The organism is Variovorax glacialis, assembly GCF_051216375.1.
Lineage (GTDB): Bacteria > Pseudomonadota > Gammaproteobacteria > Burkholderiales > Burkholderiaceae_C > Variovorax.
Genome location: NZ_JBPJZT010000011.1, coordinates 153,267 through 169,492 on the forward strand (window position 1 = coordinate 153,267; position 16,226 = coordinate 169,492).

The following is a 16,226-nucleotide window of genomic DNA, read 5'->3' on the forward strand; positions in this document are numbered from 1 at the left end:
TGCTTGATCCTTGTTTGCTGCGCTCAGCCCAAGACCGTCTGGGCGACGATGTTGCGTTGGACTTCGTTGCTGCCGCCGTAGATGGTGGTCTTGCGCATGTTGAAGTAGGTCGAGGACAGGGGGGCCAGTTGCGGATTGCCGCCCGGGAAGTTGCCTTGCCAGCCGGCTTCCATGGCCTCGCGGACGAGCGGCAGCGAGAAGGGGCCGCCGGCGAGCATCATCAGTTCGGAGTAGCGCTGCTGGATCTCGCTGCCCTTGATCTTGAGCAGGCCCGCGATGTCGAGCGAATTCTTGCCCGAGGTCGCGGCGGACAGCACCCGCAGCACGAGCATCTCGAGCGCGACGACGTCGACCTCGAGCTTCGCGATCTCGTCGCGGAAGCGCTGGTCTTCCCACACGCCTTCGCTCTTCGCGATGCGCTTCACGCGCTCCAGTTCGCGCTTGGCGCGGTTCACGTCGGCGATGTTGGTGCGTTCGTGCGAGAGCAGGTGCTTGGCGTAGGTCCAGCCCTTGTTCTCTTCGCCGATGAGGTTCTCGGCCGGCACTTCGACGTTGTCGAACCAGACTTCGTTGACCTCATGGCCGCCGTCGAGAAGCTTGATCGGCCGAACCGTGACGCCGGGCGACTTCATGTCGATCAGGATGAAACTGATGCCGGTCTGCGGCTTGCCTTCGTTGCTGGTGCGCACCAGGCAAAAGATCCATTCGCCGTACTGGCCGAGCGTGGTCCAGGTCTTCTGGCCGTTGACGATGTACTTGTCGCCCTTGCGCTCGGCCTTGGTCTTGACGGAGGCGAGGTCGGAGCCGGAACCCGGTTCGCTGTAGCCCTGGCTCCACCAGACTTCGCCGCTCGCGATGCCTGGCAGGAAGCGCTTCTGCTGTTCGGGGTTTCCGTAGGCCATGATCACCGGGGCGACCATCACCGGGCCGAAGGGGATGATGCGCGGCGCGCCGGCGAGGGCGGCCTCTTCCTCGAAGAGGTGCTTCTCGATCGCGGTCCAGCCAGGGCCGCCGAATTCCTTGGGCCAGCCGTAGCCCAGCCAGCCTTTCTTGCCGAGGATCTTCGCCCAGCGCTGAAGGTCGTCGCGCGTGAGTTCGAGCGCGTTGTGCACCTTATGGGAAATCTCTGCGGGAAGGTTCTCTTTGACCCAGGCGCGAATCTCTTCGCGGAACTTCTGTTCTTCGGGCGTGAAGCTCAAATCCATGCGTGCCTCGCTGTGTTGATCGACCGCCGCGGGCGCGGCGTCTCTAGGGAATCGGCAGTTTTAGCACGGTCGTGCTAGTCCAAGGTGTCCGCGTCGCGACAAACCGGGACTCGGGGAAACGAGCACAGATAATCCCGCGTCCCATGAAAAACATTGTGATCCTGATCTCGGGCAGTGGCTCGAACATGGCCGCCATCGTTCGCGCTGCCGAGAAAGAGCGATGGGCCACGCGTTTCGGCGCACGCGTTGCGGCGGTCGTCAGCAACAGGGCGGACGCACAGGGACTGGCCGTGGCGCGTGAGCACGGCATTCCGACCGCCGTGGTTTCGCACACGGACTTCCCGACGCGCGAAGACTTCGATTCGGCGCTGGCCGACGCCATCGACCAGTATTCGCCGGCGCTGGTGGTTCTTGCGGGTTTCATGCGCATCCTGACGCCCGGCTTCGTGACCCGCTACGAGCGGCGGCTGCTCAACATTCATCCTTCGCTGCTGCCTGCATTTCCAGGGCTGCGCACCCATCGCCGCGCCATCGAGGCGGGTTGCCGGGTGGCCGGCGTGACCGTGCACGAAGTGACGGTCGAACTCGACCACGGACCAATCCTGGCGCAAGCGGCAGTGCCCGTGATGCCGGGCGACACCGAAGAAACTCTCGCCGCCCGTGTATTAGCGCAAGAACATAGGGTTTACCCGCGCGCCATTGCGGCGTGGTTTGTAGAAACAAACTGACACAATCTGCGCTTCGAATCTCTAGTCGAGTTTGACGAAGCGCAACTGTGACGAGCCGCCGATCTCCACGGTCTCCCCGAACATCGCCGCGGGTCGTACCCAAAGGCCGCGCTGACCGTACAGCGCGCGATAGAGGGTCATCGGCTCCAGTGTTTCGCTGTGTCGGACCGTGCCAAGAACCTCGTAGTCGCCGCCTTTGTAGTGGCGGTAGCGGCCGGGCGGGGTCTCGATCAGGGGCGGAAGGTCGTTGTCGGTCACGCTGGGTGTTTCCTTCAAAAGGGTGAAAGGTCGGGATGGATCGGGCTGATTTTGTTCATCTCGTTCGATTGAGCGAGCATGCCAGCGCTGACGACAGCACCGGCTATCGCCGCGGCGTCGCTGCATTTGCCGCATTGGGCTATCTCTGGGTGTTTGCCTGCCTCGCCCTTGCCGTCGGGATCATCTCCTGGATCATTTCCTCGACCAGCCAGGGATCGCGTTTCAGCGTGACCCGGGGATGGCTCCTGCTGTTCGCGCTGGGCCTACTGTGGGCCACCTTGCGCGCACTCTGGGTGCGCTTCGACGAACCCGAGGGCGTCGCGCTGGAACGCGAGGATGCGCCGGCCCTGTTCGAGGCGCTCGATCGGATCCGAAACAAGATCGACGGTCCACCTGTCCATCGCGTCTACCTCGACCGCGATTTCAACGCGAGCATCCGGCAGTTGCCGCGCTTCGGACTCTTTGGCGGCGCGGTGAACTATCTCAGCGTCGGGCTGCCGCTCCTGATGGCGCTCGACCGGCGCCGTCTCTTCTCGGTGCTGGCCCACGAGTACGGCCATCTGCGTGGCAACCATGGGAAGCTGAGCGCCTGGATCTACCGGACCCGGCTGTCCTGGCTCAAGCTGGACGCGAGTTTCCAGCGCGACGACGGCGTGATGGCTTTTGCATCGCAGGCCTTCTTTCGCTGGTACTTCCCGCGCTTTGCCGCCAAGACCTTTGCGCTGGCGCGGCAGGACGAGTACGAAGCCGATCGCGTCGCCGCGCGTCTGCTGGGCACGCGCGTCGTTGCGGGCGCCCTGACGGAGATCGCGGTCAAGGGCTCCTGGTATGCGGATGAATTCTGGCCGTCGCACTGGTCGCGCGCGGTCGACGAGCCGATGCCGGCCGGACCGTTCTCGGCCATGGCGCAGAAGCTTTGCGCGCCTGTCGACGACGAGTTCGCGCGCACGGCCTTGCGCAGTGCGCTCCGTAGCGTCAGCGATGTCGATGACACCCATCCCGTGCTCCGCGACCGGCTGGAAGCGCTGGACGAAAAGGCGGCGCTGCCATCCTGGTCAGCGAAATCTGCGCTCGCGTTGCTGGGCGACCCGGAGAAATGGACCGCACATTTCGACGAGGAATGGTGCCGGGCTCATGCCAATGACTGGACCCAGCACCACGCCTACCTCGTGCGTGTGCGCGAGCGGGTCGCTGCGCTGGCGGCCAGCGCCGGGCGCAATAACGCCGACGAGATGGTCGAATGGGCCGACTGCTCGCGCCGGGTCGACGCGACTGCCGACGTGCGTGGCATCTACGAACGCGCACTGCAGATGACCGCGAATCACCCCGGTGCATTGCGCGGACTCGCCCAGATGCTGCCGGCCAAAGATCGGCCGGCGCGCCTCGAGGTGCTCGAGAAGCTGCACGAATCGAGCGCGGCCAGCCGGTGGTGGGCGGCCAAGACGGCGGTGTCGCTGCTCGAGGATCCCGACACTGGCGCTCACGACGAGCGGGCGCTCAAGCTCTGGCGTGACAGGGCGAAGACGGCGGAAGAGGCCGAGCAACGTGCGTGGGAAGAGATCACCGAGACGCCCTACTTCAGCCAGATCACTCGTCACGACCTGAGCGAGTTTGAACTGGGCGAACTGCGCGCCGACCTCGTGCGCTGCAGCGCGATCTCCCGGGCGTGGGTGGTTCGCAAGAACCTCCGCGAATTCCCTTGGCGGCGTGCCTATGTGGTTTTCCTCGAGCTTCCCATGCTTTCCGACGAAGAGCGCTGGAACCTCTGCAGGCAGCTCGAGCACACCCTGAGTCTGCCGGGCGCTGCGCTGGTGCTTTGGGCAGGGCATTCGCCGACGCTCGCGGAGATCGAGCGGCTGGCATTCGGGCAGGTCTGGGCGCGCAGCACCATCTAGGTCGGCTGGCGACTGAGACAATGGGGGATGCACCCCAAAGCCCTTCTTGAGGCCAGCGCCGATCTGGTCGGCCTCGTCCTGAAATTCGATCACCCGGCCGATCAGGTCGTTTCCCGCTTTTTCCGGGACCATCGCGAACTGGGGCCGCGCGAGCGCGCCACGCTGGCCGAGACGGTCTACACCGTGTTGCGGAAGAAGCTGCTCTTCGATCACCTTTCGCCTTCAGGCAGCGGCCCGAAGGAGCGGCGCATGGCGATCCTGGGTTTCCATGGCCCGCGCGACTTTCTTAAAAGTGCGCTCAACGACACGGAAAAGCGCTGGCTCGACAACTGCGACGCCGTCAAGCAGGACGACCTGCTCGAACGGCATCGGCACAACCTGCCCGAATGGCTGGTTTCGCCGCTGAAGGCGCAGCTCGGCGACCAGTTCTGGCCATTGGTCGAGAGCTTGCAGCAGCCTGCGCCGCTGGACTTGCGGGTCAATGCCCTCACGGACAAGCGGCCCGAAGTGCAAAAGGAGCTGTCGCTCGCCTCGATCAAGGCAGTTCCGACCCCGTTTTCGCCCTGGGGACTTCGCGTCGACGGGAAGCCAGCGCTCACCAAGCTCGACGCATTCGCGCGCGGCGCGGTCGAGGTGCAGGATGAAGGCTCCCAGTTGCTGGCCTTGCTGCTCGACGCCAAGCGGGGTGAGATGGTCGTCGATTTCTGCGCTGGCGCGGGGGGAAAGACGCTCGCGATCGGCGCCACGATGCGCAATACGGGTCGCCTTTATGCATTCGATACGTCGGCGCACCGCCTGGACGCGCTCAAGCCGCGGCTTGCACGCAGCAAGCTTTCGAATGTGCATCCCGCCGCGATCGCCCATGAGCGCGACGATCGGATCAAGCGGCTCGCAGGCAAGATCGACCGCGTCCTGGTGGACGCTCCTTGCTCGGGCCTTGGCACCCTGAGGCGCAATCCGGACCTGAAATGGCGTCAATCACCGCAGTCGGTGCAGGAACTCACGGTCAAGCAGGCGGCGATCCTTCAGAGTGCGGCGCGCCTGGTCAAGTCAGGCGGCCGCCTGATCTACGCCACGTGCAGCGTGCTTCCCGAGGAAAACGAAGCCATTGCGGAGGCGTTTAGCGCGGCCAATCCCGATTTTCAGGCGCTCGATGCAGCGGAGGTGCTTGACGCCCTGAAGGTCCCCGGGGCTGAATCCCTGTGCGCTGGCGGAGAGAACGGCAAGCGCTACCTCCGACTTTGGCCACATCGCCATGCCACCGACGGCTTCTTCGCTGCGGTGTGGAACCGCAAGTAGGTGCAAAGCTCCAAAGAAGGGGAAAACTTGCGATGTATCAAGGATTTAACCCCCTTTTGGGGGCCGAACCTTTAAAATTGCCGGTTACCTGGAGGCTGCACCTTCGTGTGGCCATGGAGTACCGAATTCAATGTTGCTTCCTGACTCTGCCGTACTGAGCGCGGCCATCGACTGGCTCGGAAACGGCTTGTGGGACCTCACGTGGTGGCAAGTCGTGCTGTACACGCTCGTCACGACGCACATCACGATTGCAGCCGTCACGATCTTCCTGCACCGGACGCAAACGCACCGGGCCATGGACCTGGGCCCGATCCCGTCGCATTTCTTCCGCTTCTGGCTCTGGCTCGGCACCGGCATGGTGACGAAGGAATGGGTCGCCATCCACCGCAAGCACCACGCGAAGTGCGAAACCGAGGAAGACCCGCACAGCCCGCAGGTCAAGGGCATCGACGAAGTCATGTGGCGCGGCGCCGAGCTGTACCGCAAGGAATCGAAGAACAAGGAAACGATGGAGCGTTTCGGGCACGGCACGCCCAACGACTGGCTCGAGCGCAACCTGTATTCGCGCTTCAGCTGGCAAGGCGTCGGCTTGATGCTCATCCTGAACGTTGCCTTGTTCGGCGGGTTGGGCTTGACTGTCTGGGCCGTACAGATGCTGTGGATTCCGTTCTGGGCTGCCGGCGTCGTCAATGGCATCGGCCACTTCTGGGGCTATCGCAATTTCGAGGCGACCGATGCCAGCACGAACCTGATTCCGTGGGGCATCATCATCGGCGGCGAAGAATTGCATAACAACCACCACACCTACCCGACTTCGGCCAAGTTCTCGGTCAAGAAGTACGAGTTCGACATTGGCTGGGTCTACATCAGCCTGATGCAGAAGATCGGCTGGGCCAAGGTCAAGAAGGTGCCGCCGAAGATGCAGATGGGTGATGTTGTCCCCGTCGCCAACGAGAAGACGCTCGAGGCCCTGATCGCCAATCGGTACGAAGTGATGGCGGGTTATGCGCGCGAAATGCGCCGCGCGACCCGCGACGAGCTCGCGCAACTGAAGGCCAAGGGTGCGGACCTTTCCGTTCTCAAGGCGTCAAAGCGCTGGTTGCACCGTGACGACGACAAGGTGCCCGCCGCCGCGCGCTCGCACCTGGTGCAGGCCCGTGCTGCGCATCCTGTCCTCGACAAGATGGTGACGATGCGAGAAGAGCTGCGCCAGCTCTGGCTCAACACTTCCCAGTCGCGTGAGCAGCTTGCCGCGGATCTTGCTGCCTGGTGCCACCGTGCGGAAGCAAGCGGTATTGCAGGTCTGCGCGAGTTCTCGACGCGCTTGCGCGCGGCACGTGCCTGACGCGATCGGTCTGCTCAATTAAAAAGCCGGCTCGCGCCGGCTTTTTAGTGTCCGAAGGATTCATTCGCTCGCCGCAGTCTCAATAAGGCAGACAACAAAAAACCCGCTGGTTCGCAGCGGGTTTTTTGTGGTTCCGAGCTGAATTACTTCAGCTTGATTTCCTTGTACTCGACGTGCTTGCGCGCCTTCGGGTCGAACTTCATGATCGACATCTTTTCAGGCATCGTCTTCTTGTTCTTGCTGGTGGTATAGAAGTGGCCGGTACCCGCGGTGGATTCCAGCTTGATCTTTTCGCGTCCGCCTTTGCTCGTTGCCATGATTCAGCTCCTTAAGCTTGGCCGCGTGCACGCAGGTCTGCGAGCACGGCATCGATGCCGTTCTTGTCGATCAGGCGCAGGGCAGCGCTCGAAACACGCAGGCGAACCCAACGGTTTTCCGTTTCGACCCAGAAACGACGGTATTGCAGGTTCGGCAGGAACCGGCGCTTGGTTTTGTTGTTGGCGTGGGAAACGTTGTTCCCGACCATCGGGCCTTTGCCCGTTACTTCGCATACGCGTGCCATGTGGACACTCTTTCTTGAACAGCTGGCACCTGGACGCAATCGGATTGCGAGGTGGTTTGCAGCTTGACCTCGCCAGAAACGGGTGGCGGTACCCCGGCTTGTCGTATGAGCCAGGCTCCGAAAGGAGTGGCAGATTCGGCAAAGCCTTGGATTATAGCCTTTCGCCCGAGCCGGCGGTCAGAGCGTTCCGTCCTGCTCCAGAAAGCGCTGCGCGTCTAGTGCGGCCATGCAACCCGTTCCGGCGCTGGTAATCGCCTGGCGATAGATGTGATCCTGCACGTCCCCTGCGGCGAACACGCCCGGCACGCTCGTCATGGTCGCGAACCCCTGCAACCCGGAGCGCGTCACGATGTAGCCGTCCTTCATCTCGACCTGGCCCTGGAAGATATCCGTGTTGGGATGGTGTCCGATCGCGATGAAGCAGCCCTTGAGATCCAGCTGCTCGGTCGCTCCCGTCTGCGTGTTCTTCAGGCGGATGCCGGTGACACCGGAGTCGTCGCCGACCACTTCATCCAGCGTGTTGTGCACCTTGAGTTCGATCTTGCCTTCCTTGACCTTCTCGTGGAGCTTGTCGATCAGGATGGGCTCGGCCCGGAACTTGTCCCGGCGGTGCACCAGCGTGACCTTGCTGGCAATGTTCGAAAGGTACAACGCCTCTTCGACGGCCGTGTTGCCGCCGCCGATCACGCAGACCTCCTGGTCGCGATAGAAGAAGCCGTCGCAAGTCGCGCAGCCCGAGACGCCGCGGCCCATGAAGTGCTGTTCGGAGTCGAGGCCGAGGTACTTCGCAGAGGCGCCGGTGGCGATCACCAATGCGTCGCAGGTGTAGACGCCACTGTCGCCTGTCAGCGTGAAGGGGCGCTTGCTCAGGTCGACCTTGTTGATGTGATCGAAGACGATCTCGGTCTTGAAGCGCTCTGCGTGTTCCAGGAAGCGCTGCATGAGATCAGGCCCCTGCACGCCGTGGACGTCGGCCGGCCAGTTGTCGACCTCGGTCGTGGTCATGAGTTGACCGCCCTGGGCGATGCCAGTGATCAGCATGGGTTGGAGGTTGGCGCGAGCCGCGTAGACTGCGGCCGTATAGCCGGCGGGGCCGGAGCCCAGAATAAGAACCTTGGCGTGGCGTGGGGAGGACATGAGTAGAAAACCTAGGATTGGCGCTGCGGCAGCGTGTACATTTTCAGGGTGATAGATATGGAGTATCACCGTACGGTTCAAGACCGGGCGGGGGCTGTTTTCAATGCGCGCGATTGTATTAATCCATCGATTTGAACATCGCGCTGAATCCGGGGATTGATGAATGTCGATGCTGTCCAATCTTGAATTGCTTCGCCGCGTGCCGTTGTTCGCTGCGCTGACACCCACGCAGTCCGCGAGCATCGCCGATGCGATCGTCAAAAAGCGTTTCAAGCGCGCCGAGGTCGTGGTCGAACAGGGCAAGAAGTCCGATGCGCTCTACATCATCCTGACGGGGCGCGCCCGGGTCATGAGCACCGACAGCCGGGGCCGCGAGGTCATCCTCGCGACGCTCCAACCCGGTGACTACATCGGCGAGATGAGCATGATCGACGATGAGCCGCACTCCGCGACGGTGCGCACCGAGATCCAGACCGACGTGCTGATGCTCGGCCGTGAAGCATTCGCGCGCTGCCTGCCCGAGAACTCCTCGATGTCGTACAACATCATGCGGGGGCTGGTCGCGCGTCTGCGGCATGCGGACCGCAAGATCGAGTCCCTGGCGCTGATGGACGTCTATGGCCGCGTTGCGCGCTCGCTGCTCGAATTCGCGGTCGACGACGGCCAGGGCAACCTGAAGGTGAAGGACAAGATTTCGCGGCAGGACCTGGCCAAGATGGTCGGCGCTTCGCGCGAAATGGTGAGCCGCGTCATGAAGGACTTGGAGGAGCGCGGGTTCGTGCAGACCCAGCCGGACGGCTCGATGATCGTCAAGGAACGACTCTCATCGCTCACCTGACCGTCTGGCCGCGCGCGCAGCCGCGCAGTGGCCCCCACGTCGCCGGCCCTGACAACGCGGCCGCGATCGTTTTCGTTGTAGTTTCTCTGGGCTACCGGACCGCCACTGCGGACCGGTGGCTGTGCCGTTCATGACCTATTCGCTCAACACCCTTCAATCGTCTTCGTCGAACGAGGCGCAACCGGCGCGCCTCCGCGCGATGCGATTTGCGCACGAGATCACCCTGATCGCGGGTTTCGTCGCACTTTTGTTCTGGCTGTTGTCGATGCTGAGCTTCACGCCTTCCGACGCCGCCTGGTCGACGTCCGGAACGGGCGGTGAAATCAAGAACTGGGGCGGCCGCATCGGCGCGTGGCTGGCGGATGCGAGCTATTTCCTGGCCGGGTACTCGGTCTGGTGGTGCCTGGCGGCGGGTCTGCGCGTCTGGCTGTCCTCACTGGCCGGATGGATGCGGGGCGGAGACGCTGGCTCGGGCGATCAACCCCCGCGCGGCCCGTTCAATCGCAGCCGGCTGGCTTTCTGGTTCGGCTTGATCCTGCTTCTGTGCGCCAGCGCCATGCTCGAATGGTCGCGTCTCTATCGACTCGAGTTCCGGTTGCCGGGCCATGGCGGCGGCATCCTGGGCTATCTGGTCGGTCCGGCGAGCGTGAAGTGGATGGGATTCACCGGCTCCGCGCTGATCGCCATCGCGGCCGGGGTGGTTGGCTCGGCACTCGTGTTCCGATTTTCGTGGGGCCAGATCGCGGAACGCATCGGCTCGCGTCTCTACTCGCTGTTCGAATCGCGCCGAGAAAAGCGCGAGATCGCCCAGGACATCGCGATGGGCAAGCAGGCAGTGCGCGAACGCGAAGAGCTGGCGTCGACCGATCAGGAGCCGGAACTCGATGCACCCGACGAGGAACTGCGCATCGTCCCGCGCCCCAAGCGCAAGGCGCCGTCCCCGCCGGTGCAGATCGAACCCGCCCTTGCCGAAGTGCCACGCAGCGACCGCGTGGCCAAGGAGCGCCAGAAGCCGCTGTTTCGCGAGCTGCCCGACAGCAAGCTGCCGCAGGTCGACCTGCTCGACGCGGCGCAGGCGCGGCAGGAAACGGTCTCGGCCGACACGCTGGAGATGACGTCGCGCCTGATCGAGAAGAAGCTGAAGGATTTCGGCGTCGAAGTGCGCGTTGTGCTGGCTTCGCCGGGCCCGGTTATCACCCGTTACGAGATCGAGCCGGCCACCGGCGTGAAGGGTTCGCAGATCGTCAACCTCGCGAAGGACCTGGCGCGCTCGCTGTCGCTGGTGTCGATCCGGGTGGTCGAGACGATTCCCGGCAAGAACTACATGGCGCTCGAATTGCCGAACGCCAAGCGGCAGTCGATCAAGCTCAGCGAAATCCTGGGTTCGCAGGTCTACAACGAAGGCAAGTCGATGCTCACGATGGGCCTCGGCAAGGACATCGTCGGCAATCCCGTGGTGGCCGACCTGGCCAAGATGCCGCACGTGCTGGTGGCGGGTACGACCGGTTCGGGCAAATCGGTCGGCATCAACGCCATGATCCTGAGCCTGCTCTACAAGGCCGAGGCGCGCGATGTCCGCTTGCTGATGATCGACCCGAAGATGCTCGAAATGTCGGTGTACGAGGGCATCCCGCATTTGCTGGCGCCCGTGGTGACGGACATGCGGCAGGCGGCCCACGGCCTCAACTGGTGCGTGGCCGAGATGGAGCGCCGCTACAAGCTCATGAGCAAGCTGGGCGTGCGCAACCTGGCGGGCTACAACACCAAGATCGACGAGGCAAAGGCGCGCGAGGAGTTCATCTACAACCCCTTCAGCCTCACGCCCGACAGTCCCGAGCCGCTCGCGCGCGAGCCGCACATCGTCGTCGTCATCGACGAACTCGCCGACCTGATGATGGTTGTCGGCAAGAAGATCGAAGAACTGATCGCCCGGCTGGCCCAGAAGGCGCGTGCGGCCGGCATTCACCTCATCCTGGCAACGCAGCGGCCCAGCGTGGATGTGATCACCGGTCTCATCAAGGCGAACATCCCGACCCGCATTGCCTTCCAGGTGTCGAGCAAGATCGACTCGCGCACCATCCTCGACCAGATGGGCGCCGAGGCGCTGCTGGGCATGGGTGACATGCTCTACATGCCGAGCGGCACCGGGCTGCCGGTCCGTGTCCACGGCGCGTTTGTCAGCGACGAGGAAGTGCATCGGGTGGTGGCCTACCTCAAGTCACAAGGGGAACCGGACTACATCGAAGGGGTGCTCGAAGGCGGTACCGTCGACGGCGAAGGCGACTTGCTGGGCGAGGGCGGCGGCGAGGGCGGCGAGAAGGATCCGATGTACGACCAGGCGGTCGAAGTCGTGCTCAAGAACCGCAAGGCCAGCATTTCACTGGTGCAGCGTCACCTGAAGATCGGATACAACCGCGCCGCGCGCCTGGTCGAGGACATGGAGAACGCAGGTCTGGTCAGTGCCATGAGTGGCAGCGGACAACGCGAAATCCTGGTGCCTAAATCGGACTAACCCCCAGGCTTGCCCACTTCGTGTGGCCGCCCACCCCCTGCAGAGGGCAACACCGGCGGACCGGCGGAGCCGGTTCCGCGGTGTTTCACGGACGGGCCTGGCTGCCTTGGAGAATTGAGATGGTTATGAAGAGACTGATCGTTGGTGCCTGGCTCGTTGCGTCGGCGAGTGGCGCTTTTGCCGGGGGGATGGAAAGCCTGGAGGCCTTTGTGAAATCGGTGAAGTCTGGCCGTGCGGAGTTCACGCAAACCGTGACCTCGCCGCCCAAAGATGGGCAGGCGTCGCGCGCGAAGGTGTCCACGGGGACCTTCGAGTTCCAGCGGCCGGGCAAATTCAGGTTCGACTACAAGAGGCCGTTCGTCCAGACCATCGTCGCCGATGGGGAAACGCTGTGGCTCTATGACGCGGACCTGAATCAGGTCACCCAGCGCAAGCAGGCGCAGGCGCTGGGTTCGACGCCGGCGGCGCTGATCGCGGCAGCGCCGGATCTGCGGGCCCTGCAGACCGACTTCGCGCTGGAAGCCGCGCCGGATCGCGATGGGCTGCAGTGGGTCAAGGCGAGCCCGAAGAACAAGGACGGGCAACTGCAGAACGTGCAGATCGGTTTCCAGGGCGAGGCGCTGGCAGCGCTCGAGATCCTCGACAGTTTTGGCCAGCGCTCGGTGCTGAAGTTCGACAAGGTCGAAGTCAATCCCGCGCTTCCTGCAGGCACCTTCGCCTTCAAGACGCCCGCAGGCGCAGACGTCGTCCGGCAATAGGCTGATCACGCGGGCAGCTTAGGATGCCGGGCGACACTACCTGCTTCCGATGGCTGCCACCACTCATCAGCCTCTTGCTGAACGCCTGCGACCCACGAACCTCGGCGAGGTGATCGGCCAACAGCATCTGCTGGGCCCCGGCATGCCGCTGCGCATTGCCTTCGAATCGGGCCAGCCGCACTCGTGCATCCTCTGGGGGCCGCCCGGCGTGGGCAAGACCACCATCGCGCGGCTCATGGCCGATGCGTTCGACGCGCAGTTCCTGAGCATCAGCGCCGTGCTCGGCGGCGTGAAGGACATCCGGGATGCGGTGGAGCGCGCCACTGCGGCACGCGACGGTCTCGAGCAGCGACGCACCATCGTTTTCGTCGACGAGGTCCACCGGTTCAACAAGAGCCAGCAGGATGCCTTCCTGCCGCACGTGGAGTCGGGCCTTTTCACCTTCATCGGCGCGACCACCGAGAACCCTTCCTTCGAGGTCAACTCGGCACTGCTGTCCCGGGCGGCGGTCTACGTGCTGCAGCCGCTCGGCGAAGACGACCTCAAGCAGATCGTCACGCGCGCACAAGGCATCCGGGCCGTGCCGGCCATCGAGGCCAAGGCCGTGGACCGCCTCGTGGCCTACGCCGACGGGGATGCCCGCCGGCTCCTCAACACCCTGGAGACTTTGTCCGTCGCTGCTGGCGCGGAGAAACTCGAAAACATCACCGACGACTGGCTTCTGCGCGTGCTGGGCGAGCGCATGCGGCGCTACGACAAGGGCGGGGAGCAGTTCTACGACACGATCTCCGCGCTGCACAAATCTGTACGCGGCAGCGATCCGGACGCTTCCCTCTACTGGTTCGTGCGCATGCTCGACGGTGGCGCCGATCCGCGCTACATGGCGCGTCGCCTGGTTCGCATGGCCAGCGAAGACATCGGACTGGCCGACCCGCGCGCATTGCGTCTCGCACTCGATGCCGCCGAGGTCTACGAGCGTCTGGGCTCACCCGAAGGTGAGCTGGCATTGGCCGAATGCGTGGTCTATCTCGCGGTCGCGCCCAAGTCCAACGCCGTCTACAAGGCCTACAACGAGGTGCGCGCCCTGATCAAGTCGGATGGCACCCGTCCGGTGCCGATGCATCTGCGCAACGCACCGACTCGGCTCATGAAGCAGCTCGACTACGGCAAAGGCTATCGATACGCCCATGACGAGGAGGGCGGCTTCGCGGCCGGCGAGACGTACATGCCGGAGGGCCTCGACCCCCCGCCGTTCTACCGCCCGGTGGAGCGTGGACTCGAAATCCGCATCGCGGAAAAGCTGCGCGAGCTACGCAATCGAAATCGCGACGCTTCCCGCTGAAAACCAGAAACTTCACGCCCGCCTTCCCTCGCACGCCAGCGGGAAAACCCCCGTCGGAAACGCACCGAATTGGCGCCCGCGCGTGACTACAATCCCGCCCACAAACCCGCCGTCGACACATGCTGGCGGGTTTTTTGCTAAGTGAAACCAGGCGTCAATCCGGTACGCCCGGTCAGCTGAGGCACCTCTCAAGGGTGCCGCCACAAAATTAGGGAACTCTCGATATGGACATCTTGCTGCAGCAGATCATCAACGGTCTGGTTCTCGGCAGCATGTACGCCTTGATAGCCTTGGGCTATACCATGGTGTACGGCATCATCAACCTCATCAATTTCGCGCACGGTGAAGTGCTCATGGTCGGAGCGCTCACGAGCTGGACGATCATCGGCCTCATGCAGGAGTCGATGCCGGGCACGCCGGGCTGGATCATCCTGATCATTGCGCTGCTCATTGCCTGCGTCGTCGCCGCGACACTCAACTTCGTCATCGAAAAGGTGGCCTATCGGCCGCTGCGCAACAGCCCTAAGCTGGCGCCGCTGATCACCGCGATCGGCATGTCGATCCTGCTCCAGACGCTCGCGATGATCATCTGGAAGCCCACCAACAAGGCCTATCCCAACCTGCTGTCGACGACGCCCATCCATGTGGGCGGCGCGGTGATCTCGCCGACGCAGGTCATGATCCTGAGCGTCACGGCGATCTGCCTGGCCATCCTGACCTGGTTGGTCAACTACACGAAGCTCGGCCGCGCGATGCGCGCCACCGCCGAGAACCCGCGCGTCGCGGCGCTGATGGGCATCCGCCCCGACATGGTCATCTCGGCAACGTTCATCATCGGTGCCGTGCTCGCCGCCGTGGCCGGCGTGATGTATGCGTCCAACTACGGCATCGCGCAGCACGCGATGGGCTTCATTCCGGGCCTCAAGGCCTTCACGGCGGCCGTGTTCGGCGGCATCGGCAATCTCGCCGGCGCGGTGGTCGGCGGCATCCTGCTGGGGCTGATCGAAGCCATCGGCTCGGGCTACATCGGTGCGCTCACCGGCGATGTGCTGGGCAGCCACTACAGCGACATCTTCGCGTTCATCGTGCTGATCATCATGCTCACGCTGCGGCCGTCCGGCCTGCTCGGCGAGCGTGTGGCGGACCGGGCTTGAGGAGCGCACCATGAAGAACAGCAAGTCCATCGTCTATTTCGTCATCGCGGCCGTCGGCCTGCTGGTACTGCCGCTGCTGCTGCAGAGCCAGGGCAACGCCTGGGTTCGCATCGCCGACATCGCACTGCTCTACGTCATGCTGGCGCTGGGCCTGAATATCGTGGTGGGCTACGCCGGCCTGCTCGATCTCGGCTATGTCGCCTTCTTCGCCATCGGTGCGTACCTGTATGCATTGCTGGCGTCGCCTCACCTGACCGACACCTTCCCCGCGGTCAAGGCCATGTTCCCGAACGGACTGCACAGTTCGCTGCTGCTGGTGATCCCGGCGGCGCTGGGCTTGGCGGCGCTGTTCGGTGCCTTGCTGGGCGCGCCCACGCTCAAGCTGCGCGGCGACTACCTGGCGATCGTGACGCTCGGCTTCGGTGAAATCATCCGCGTGTTCCTGAACAACCTGGATCACCCGATCAACCTCACCAACGGGCCGAAGGGCATCACCGCGATCGACCCGGTCCATTTCTGGGGACTCAACCTGGGCAAGCCCCTGAAGTTCGACGGCTTCACCATTTCGTCGGTGACGCTGTACTACTACCTGTTCCTGGCGCTCGTGGTCTTCACCATCGTCATCTCGCACCGCTTGCAGGTGTCGCGCATCGGCCGCGCGTGGATGGCGATCCGCGAGGACGAGATCGCGGCCAAGGCCATGGGCATCAACACCCGCAACATGAAGCTGCTGGCCTTTGGCATGGGCGCGAGTTTCGGCGGCGTGTCCGGTGCGATGTTTGCGTCGTTCCAGGGCTTCGTGTCGCCCGAATCCTTCAGCCTGATGGAGTCGGTGATGATCGTGGCGATGGTGGTGCTGGGCGGCATCGGGCACCTCCCGGGCGTGATCCTCGGCGCGGTCCTGCTGGCTGCGCTGCCCGAAGTGCTGCGCTATGTCGCCGGCCCGCTGCAGGCGATGACCGATGGCCGCCTGGACGCGTCGATCCTGCGCCAACTGTTCATCGCGCTGGCGATGATCATCATCATGCTGGTGCGCCCGCGCGGCCTGTGGCCGTCTCCGGAGCATGGGAAATCGCTGGCGCGGAAGGGGACTGCCCCCGCGTCCGGCATGCCGGCGGCAGCGCCCGGCATCGAGGCACCGGCCGATGAAGTGCCGGGTGCCGCGTCGCGACCCATGTCGATCAATCCGTGAG

15 protein-coding genes are annotated in these 16,226 nt (G+C 63.8%); 10 read left to right on the forward strand and 5 right to left on the reverse strand.

Annotated features, from left to right (window positions below; translation table 11 throughout):
• Window positions 1-23 precede the first annotated feature (23 nt).
• On the reverse strand, window positions 24-1,205 hold the full coding sequence (locus ACSFBL_RS25700) for an acyl-CoA dehydrogenase family protein (RefSeq protein ID WP_435518649.1): 1,182 nt from the start codon (window positions 1,203-1,205) through the stop codon (window positions 24-26).
• Window positions 1,206-1,348: 143 nt separating this feature from the next.
• On the opposite strand from ACSFBL_RS25700, the gene purN reads away from it, so the two are divergent.
• Window positions 1,349-1,933 (forward strand): phosphoribosylglycinamide formyltransferase, encoded by a 585-nt coding sequence (gene purN / locus ACSFBL_RS25705; protein ID WP_435518650.1) that lies wholly within the window; start codon window positions 1,349-1,351, stop codon window positions 1,931-1,933.
• A 21-nt stretch (window positions 1,934-1,954) separates the two neighbouring features.
• Here purN and ACSFBL_RS25710 read toward each other — a convergent pair whose 3' ends face one another.
• On the reverse strand, window positions 1,955-2,191 hold the full coding sequence (locus ACSFBL_RS25710) for a DUF1653 domain-containing protein (RefSeq protein ID WP_435518651.1): 237 nt from the start codon (window positions 2,189-2,191) through the stop codon (window positions 1,955-1,957).
• A 35-nt stretch (window positions 2,192-2,226) separates the two neighbouring features.
• Between ACSFBL_RS25710 and ACSFBL_RS25715 the strand changes: the two genes are divergently transcribed.
• From ACSFBL_RS25715 to ACSFBL_RS25725, 3 genes are all read left to right on the forward strand, one after another.
• Window positions 2,227-4,086, forward strand: a complete 1,860-nt coding sequence (locus ACSFBL_RS25715) for a M48 family metallopeptidase (RefSeq protein ID WP_435518652.1) — start codon at window positions 2,227-2,229, stop codon at window positions 4,084-4,086.
• Window positions 4,087-4,113: 27 nt separating this feature from the next.
• Window positions 4,114-5,385: an RsmB/NOP family class I SAM-dependent RNA methyltransferase gene (locus tag ACSFBL_RS25720; protein ID WP_435518653.1), complete on the forward strand. Its 1,272-nt coding sequence runs from the start codon at window positions 4,114-4,116 to the stop codon at window positions 5,383-5,385.
• Between the two features lie 130 nt (window positions 5,386-5,515).
• On the forward strand, window positions 5,516-6,730 hold the full coding sequence (locus ACSFBL_RS25725) for a DesA family fatty acid desaturase (RefSeq protein ID WP_435518654.1): 1,215 nt from the start codon (window positions 5,516-5,518) through the stop codon (window positions 6,728-6,730).
• Window positions 6,731-6,873: 143 nt separating this feature from the next.
• Here ACSFBL_RS25725 and rpmG read toward each other — a convergent pair whose 3' ends face one another.
• The 3 genes from rpmG to trxB all read right to left on the reverse strand — a co-directional run bounded on the left by rpmG (window position 6,874) and on the right by trxB (window position 8,429).
• A complete protein-coding gene (rpmG, locus tag ACSFBL_RS25730) occupies window positions 6,874-7,047 on the reverse strand; it encodes a 50S ribosomal protein L33 (protein ID WP_007830291.1) in 174 nt (57 codons plus the stop codon).
• Between the two features lie 11 nt (window positions 7,048-7,058).
• Window positions 7,059-7,292, reverse strand: a complete 234-nt coding sequence (gene rpmB, locus ACSFBL_RS25735) for a 50S ribosomal protein L28 (protein ID WP_028251282.1) — start codon at window positions 7,290-7,292, stop codon at window positions 7,059-7,061.
• A 177-nt stretch (window positions 7,293-7,469) separates the two neighbouring features.
• Window positions 7,470-8,429 (reverse strand): thioredoxin-disulfide reductase, encoded by a 960-nt coding sequence (gene trxB, locus ACSFBL_RS25740; RefSeq protein ID WP_435518655.1) that lies wholly within the window; start codon window positions 8,427-8,429, stop codon window positions 7,470-7,472.
• A 163-nt stretch (window positions 8,430-8,592) separates the two neighbouring features.
• Here trxB and ACSFBL_RS25745 point away from each other — a divergent pair, with 163 nt between their 5' ends.
• From ACSFBL_RS25745 to ACSFBL_RS25770, 6 genes are all read left to right on the forward strand, one after another.
• Window positions 8,593-9,267 (forward strand): Crp/Fnr family transcriptional regulator, encoded by a 675-nt coding sequence (locus tag ACSFBL_RS25745; protein WP_435518656.1) that lies wholly within the window; start codon window positions 8,593-8,595, stop codon window positions 9,265-9,267.
• A gap of 130 nt (window positions 9,268-9,397) precedes the next feature.
• A complete protein-coding gene (locus tag ACSFBL_RS25750; RefSeq protein ID WP_435518657.1) occupies window positions 9,398-11,779 on the forward strand; it encodes a DNA translocase FtsK in 2,382 nt (793 codons plus the stop codon).
• A 125-nt stretch (window positions 11,780-11,904) separates the two neighbouring features.
• Window positions 11,905-12,537 carry an outer membrane lipoprotein periplasmic chaperone LolA gene (gene lolA, locus ACSFBL_RS25755; RefSeq protein ID WP_435518658.1) on the forward strand — a complete coding sequence of 211 codons (633 nt, stop codon included), beginning with the start codon at window positions 11,905-11,907 and terminating at the stop codon, window positions 12,535-12,537.
• A gap of 49 nt (window positions 12,538-12,586) precedes the next feature.
• On the forward strand, window positions 12,587-13,879 hold the full coding sequence (locus ACSFBL_RS25760) for a replication-associated recombination protein A (RefSeq protein ID WP_435518659.1): 1,293 nt from the start codon (window positions 12,587-12,589) through the stop codon (window positions 13,877-13,879).
• Between the two features lie 224 nt (window positions 13,880-14,103).
• Window positions 14,104-15,033 carry a branched-chain amino acid ABC transporter permease gene (locus ACSFBL_RS25765; RefSeq protein WP_435518660.1) on the forward strand — a complete coding sequence of 310 codons (930 nt, stop codon included), beginning with the start codon at window positions 14,104-14,106 and terminating at the stop codon, window positions 15,031-15,033.
• A gap of 10 nt (window positions 15,034-15,043) precedes the next feature.
• A complete protein-coding gene (locus ACSFBL_RS25770; protein ID WP_435518661.1) occupies window positions 15,044-16,225 on the forward strand; it encodes a branched-chain amino acid ABC transporter permease in 1,182 nt (393 codons plus the stop codon).
• Window position 16,226: the final 1 nt, after the last annotated feature.

Excerpts from the sequence above, each read along its gene's own strand:
- ACSFBL_RS25700 (WP_435518649.1), bottom strand. The coding sequence starts at position 1,205 with ATGGATTTGAGCTTCACGCCCGAAGAACAGAAGTTCCGCGAAGAGATT.
- purN (WP_435518650.1), top strand. The coding sequence starts at position 1,349 with ATGAAAAACATTGTGATCCTGATCTCGGGCAGTGGCTCGAACATGGCC.
- ACSFBL_RS25715 (WP_435518652.1), top strand. The coding sequence starts at position 2,227 with ATGGATCGGGCTGATTTTGTTCATCTCGTTCGATTGAGCGAGCATGCC.
- ACSFBL_RS25720 (WP_435518653.1), top strand. The coding sequence starts at position 4,114 with ATGCACCCCAAAGCCCTTCTTGAGGCCAGCGCCGATCTGGTCGGCCTC.
- ACSFBL_RS25725 (WP_435518654.1), top strand. The coding sequence starts at position 5,516 with ATGTTGCTTCCTGACTCTGCCGTACTGAGCGCGGCCATCGACTGGCTC.
- rpmG (WP_007830291.1), bottom strand. The coding sequence starts at position 7,047 with ATGGCAACGAGCAAAGGCGGACGCGAAAAGATCAAGCTGGAATCCACC.
- rpmB (WP_028251282.1), bottom strand. The coding sequence starts at position 7,292 with ATGGCACGCGTATGCGAAGTAACGGGCAAAGGCCCGATGGTCGGGAAC.
- trxB (WP_435518655.1), bottom strand. The coding sequence starts at position 8,429 with ATGTCCTCCCCACGCCACGCCAAGGTTCTTATTCTGGGCTCCGGCCCC.
- ACSFBL_RS25745 (WP_435518656.1), top strand. The coding sequence starts at position 8,593 with ATGTCGATGCTGTCCAATCTTGAATTGCTTCGCCGCGTGCCGTTGTTC.
- ACSFBL_RS25750 (WP_435518657.1), top strand. The coding sequence starts at position 9,398 with ATGACCTATTCGCTCAACACCCTTCAATCGTCTTCGTCGAACGAGGCG.
- lolA (WP_435518658.1), top strand. The coding sequence starts at position 11,905 with ATGAAGAGACTGATCGTTGGTGCCTGGCTCGTTGCGTCGGCGAGTGGC.
- ACSFBL_RS25760 (WP_435518659.1), top strand. The coding sequence starts at position 12,587 with ATGGCTGCCACCACTCATCAGCCTCTTGCTGAACGCCTGCGACCCACG.
- ACSFBL_RS25765 (WP_435518660.1), top strand. The coding sequence starts at position 14,104 with ATGGACATCTTGCTGCAGCAGATCATCAACGGTCTGGTTCTCGGCAGC.
- ACSFBL_RS25770 (WP_435518661.1), top strand. The coding sequence starts at position 15,044 with ATGAAGAACAGCAAGTCCATCGTCTATTTCGTCATCGCGGCCGTCGGC.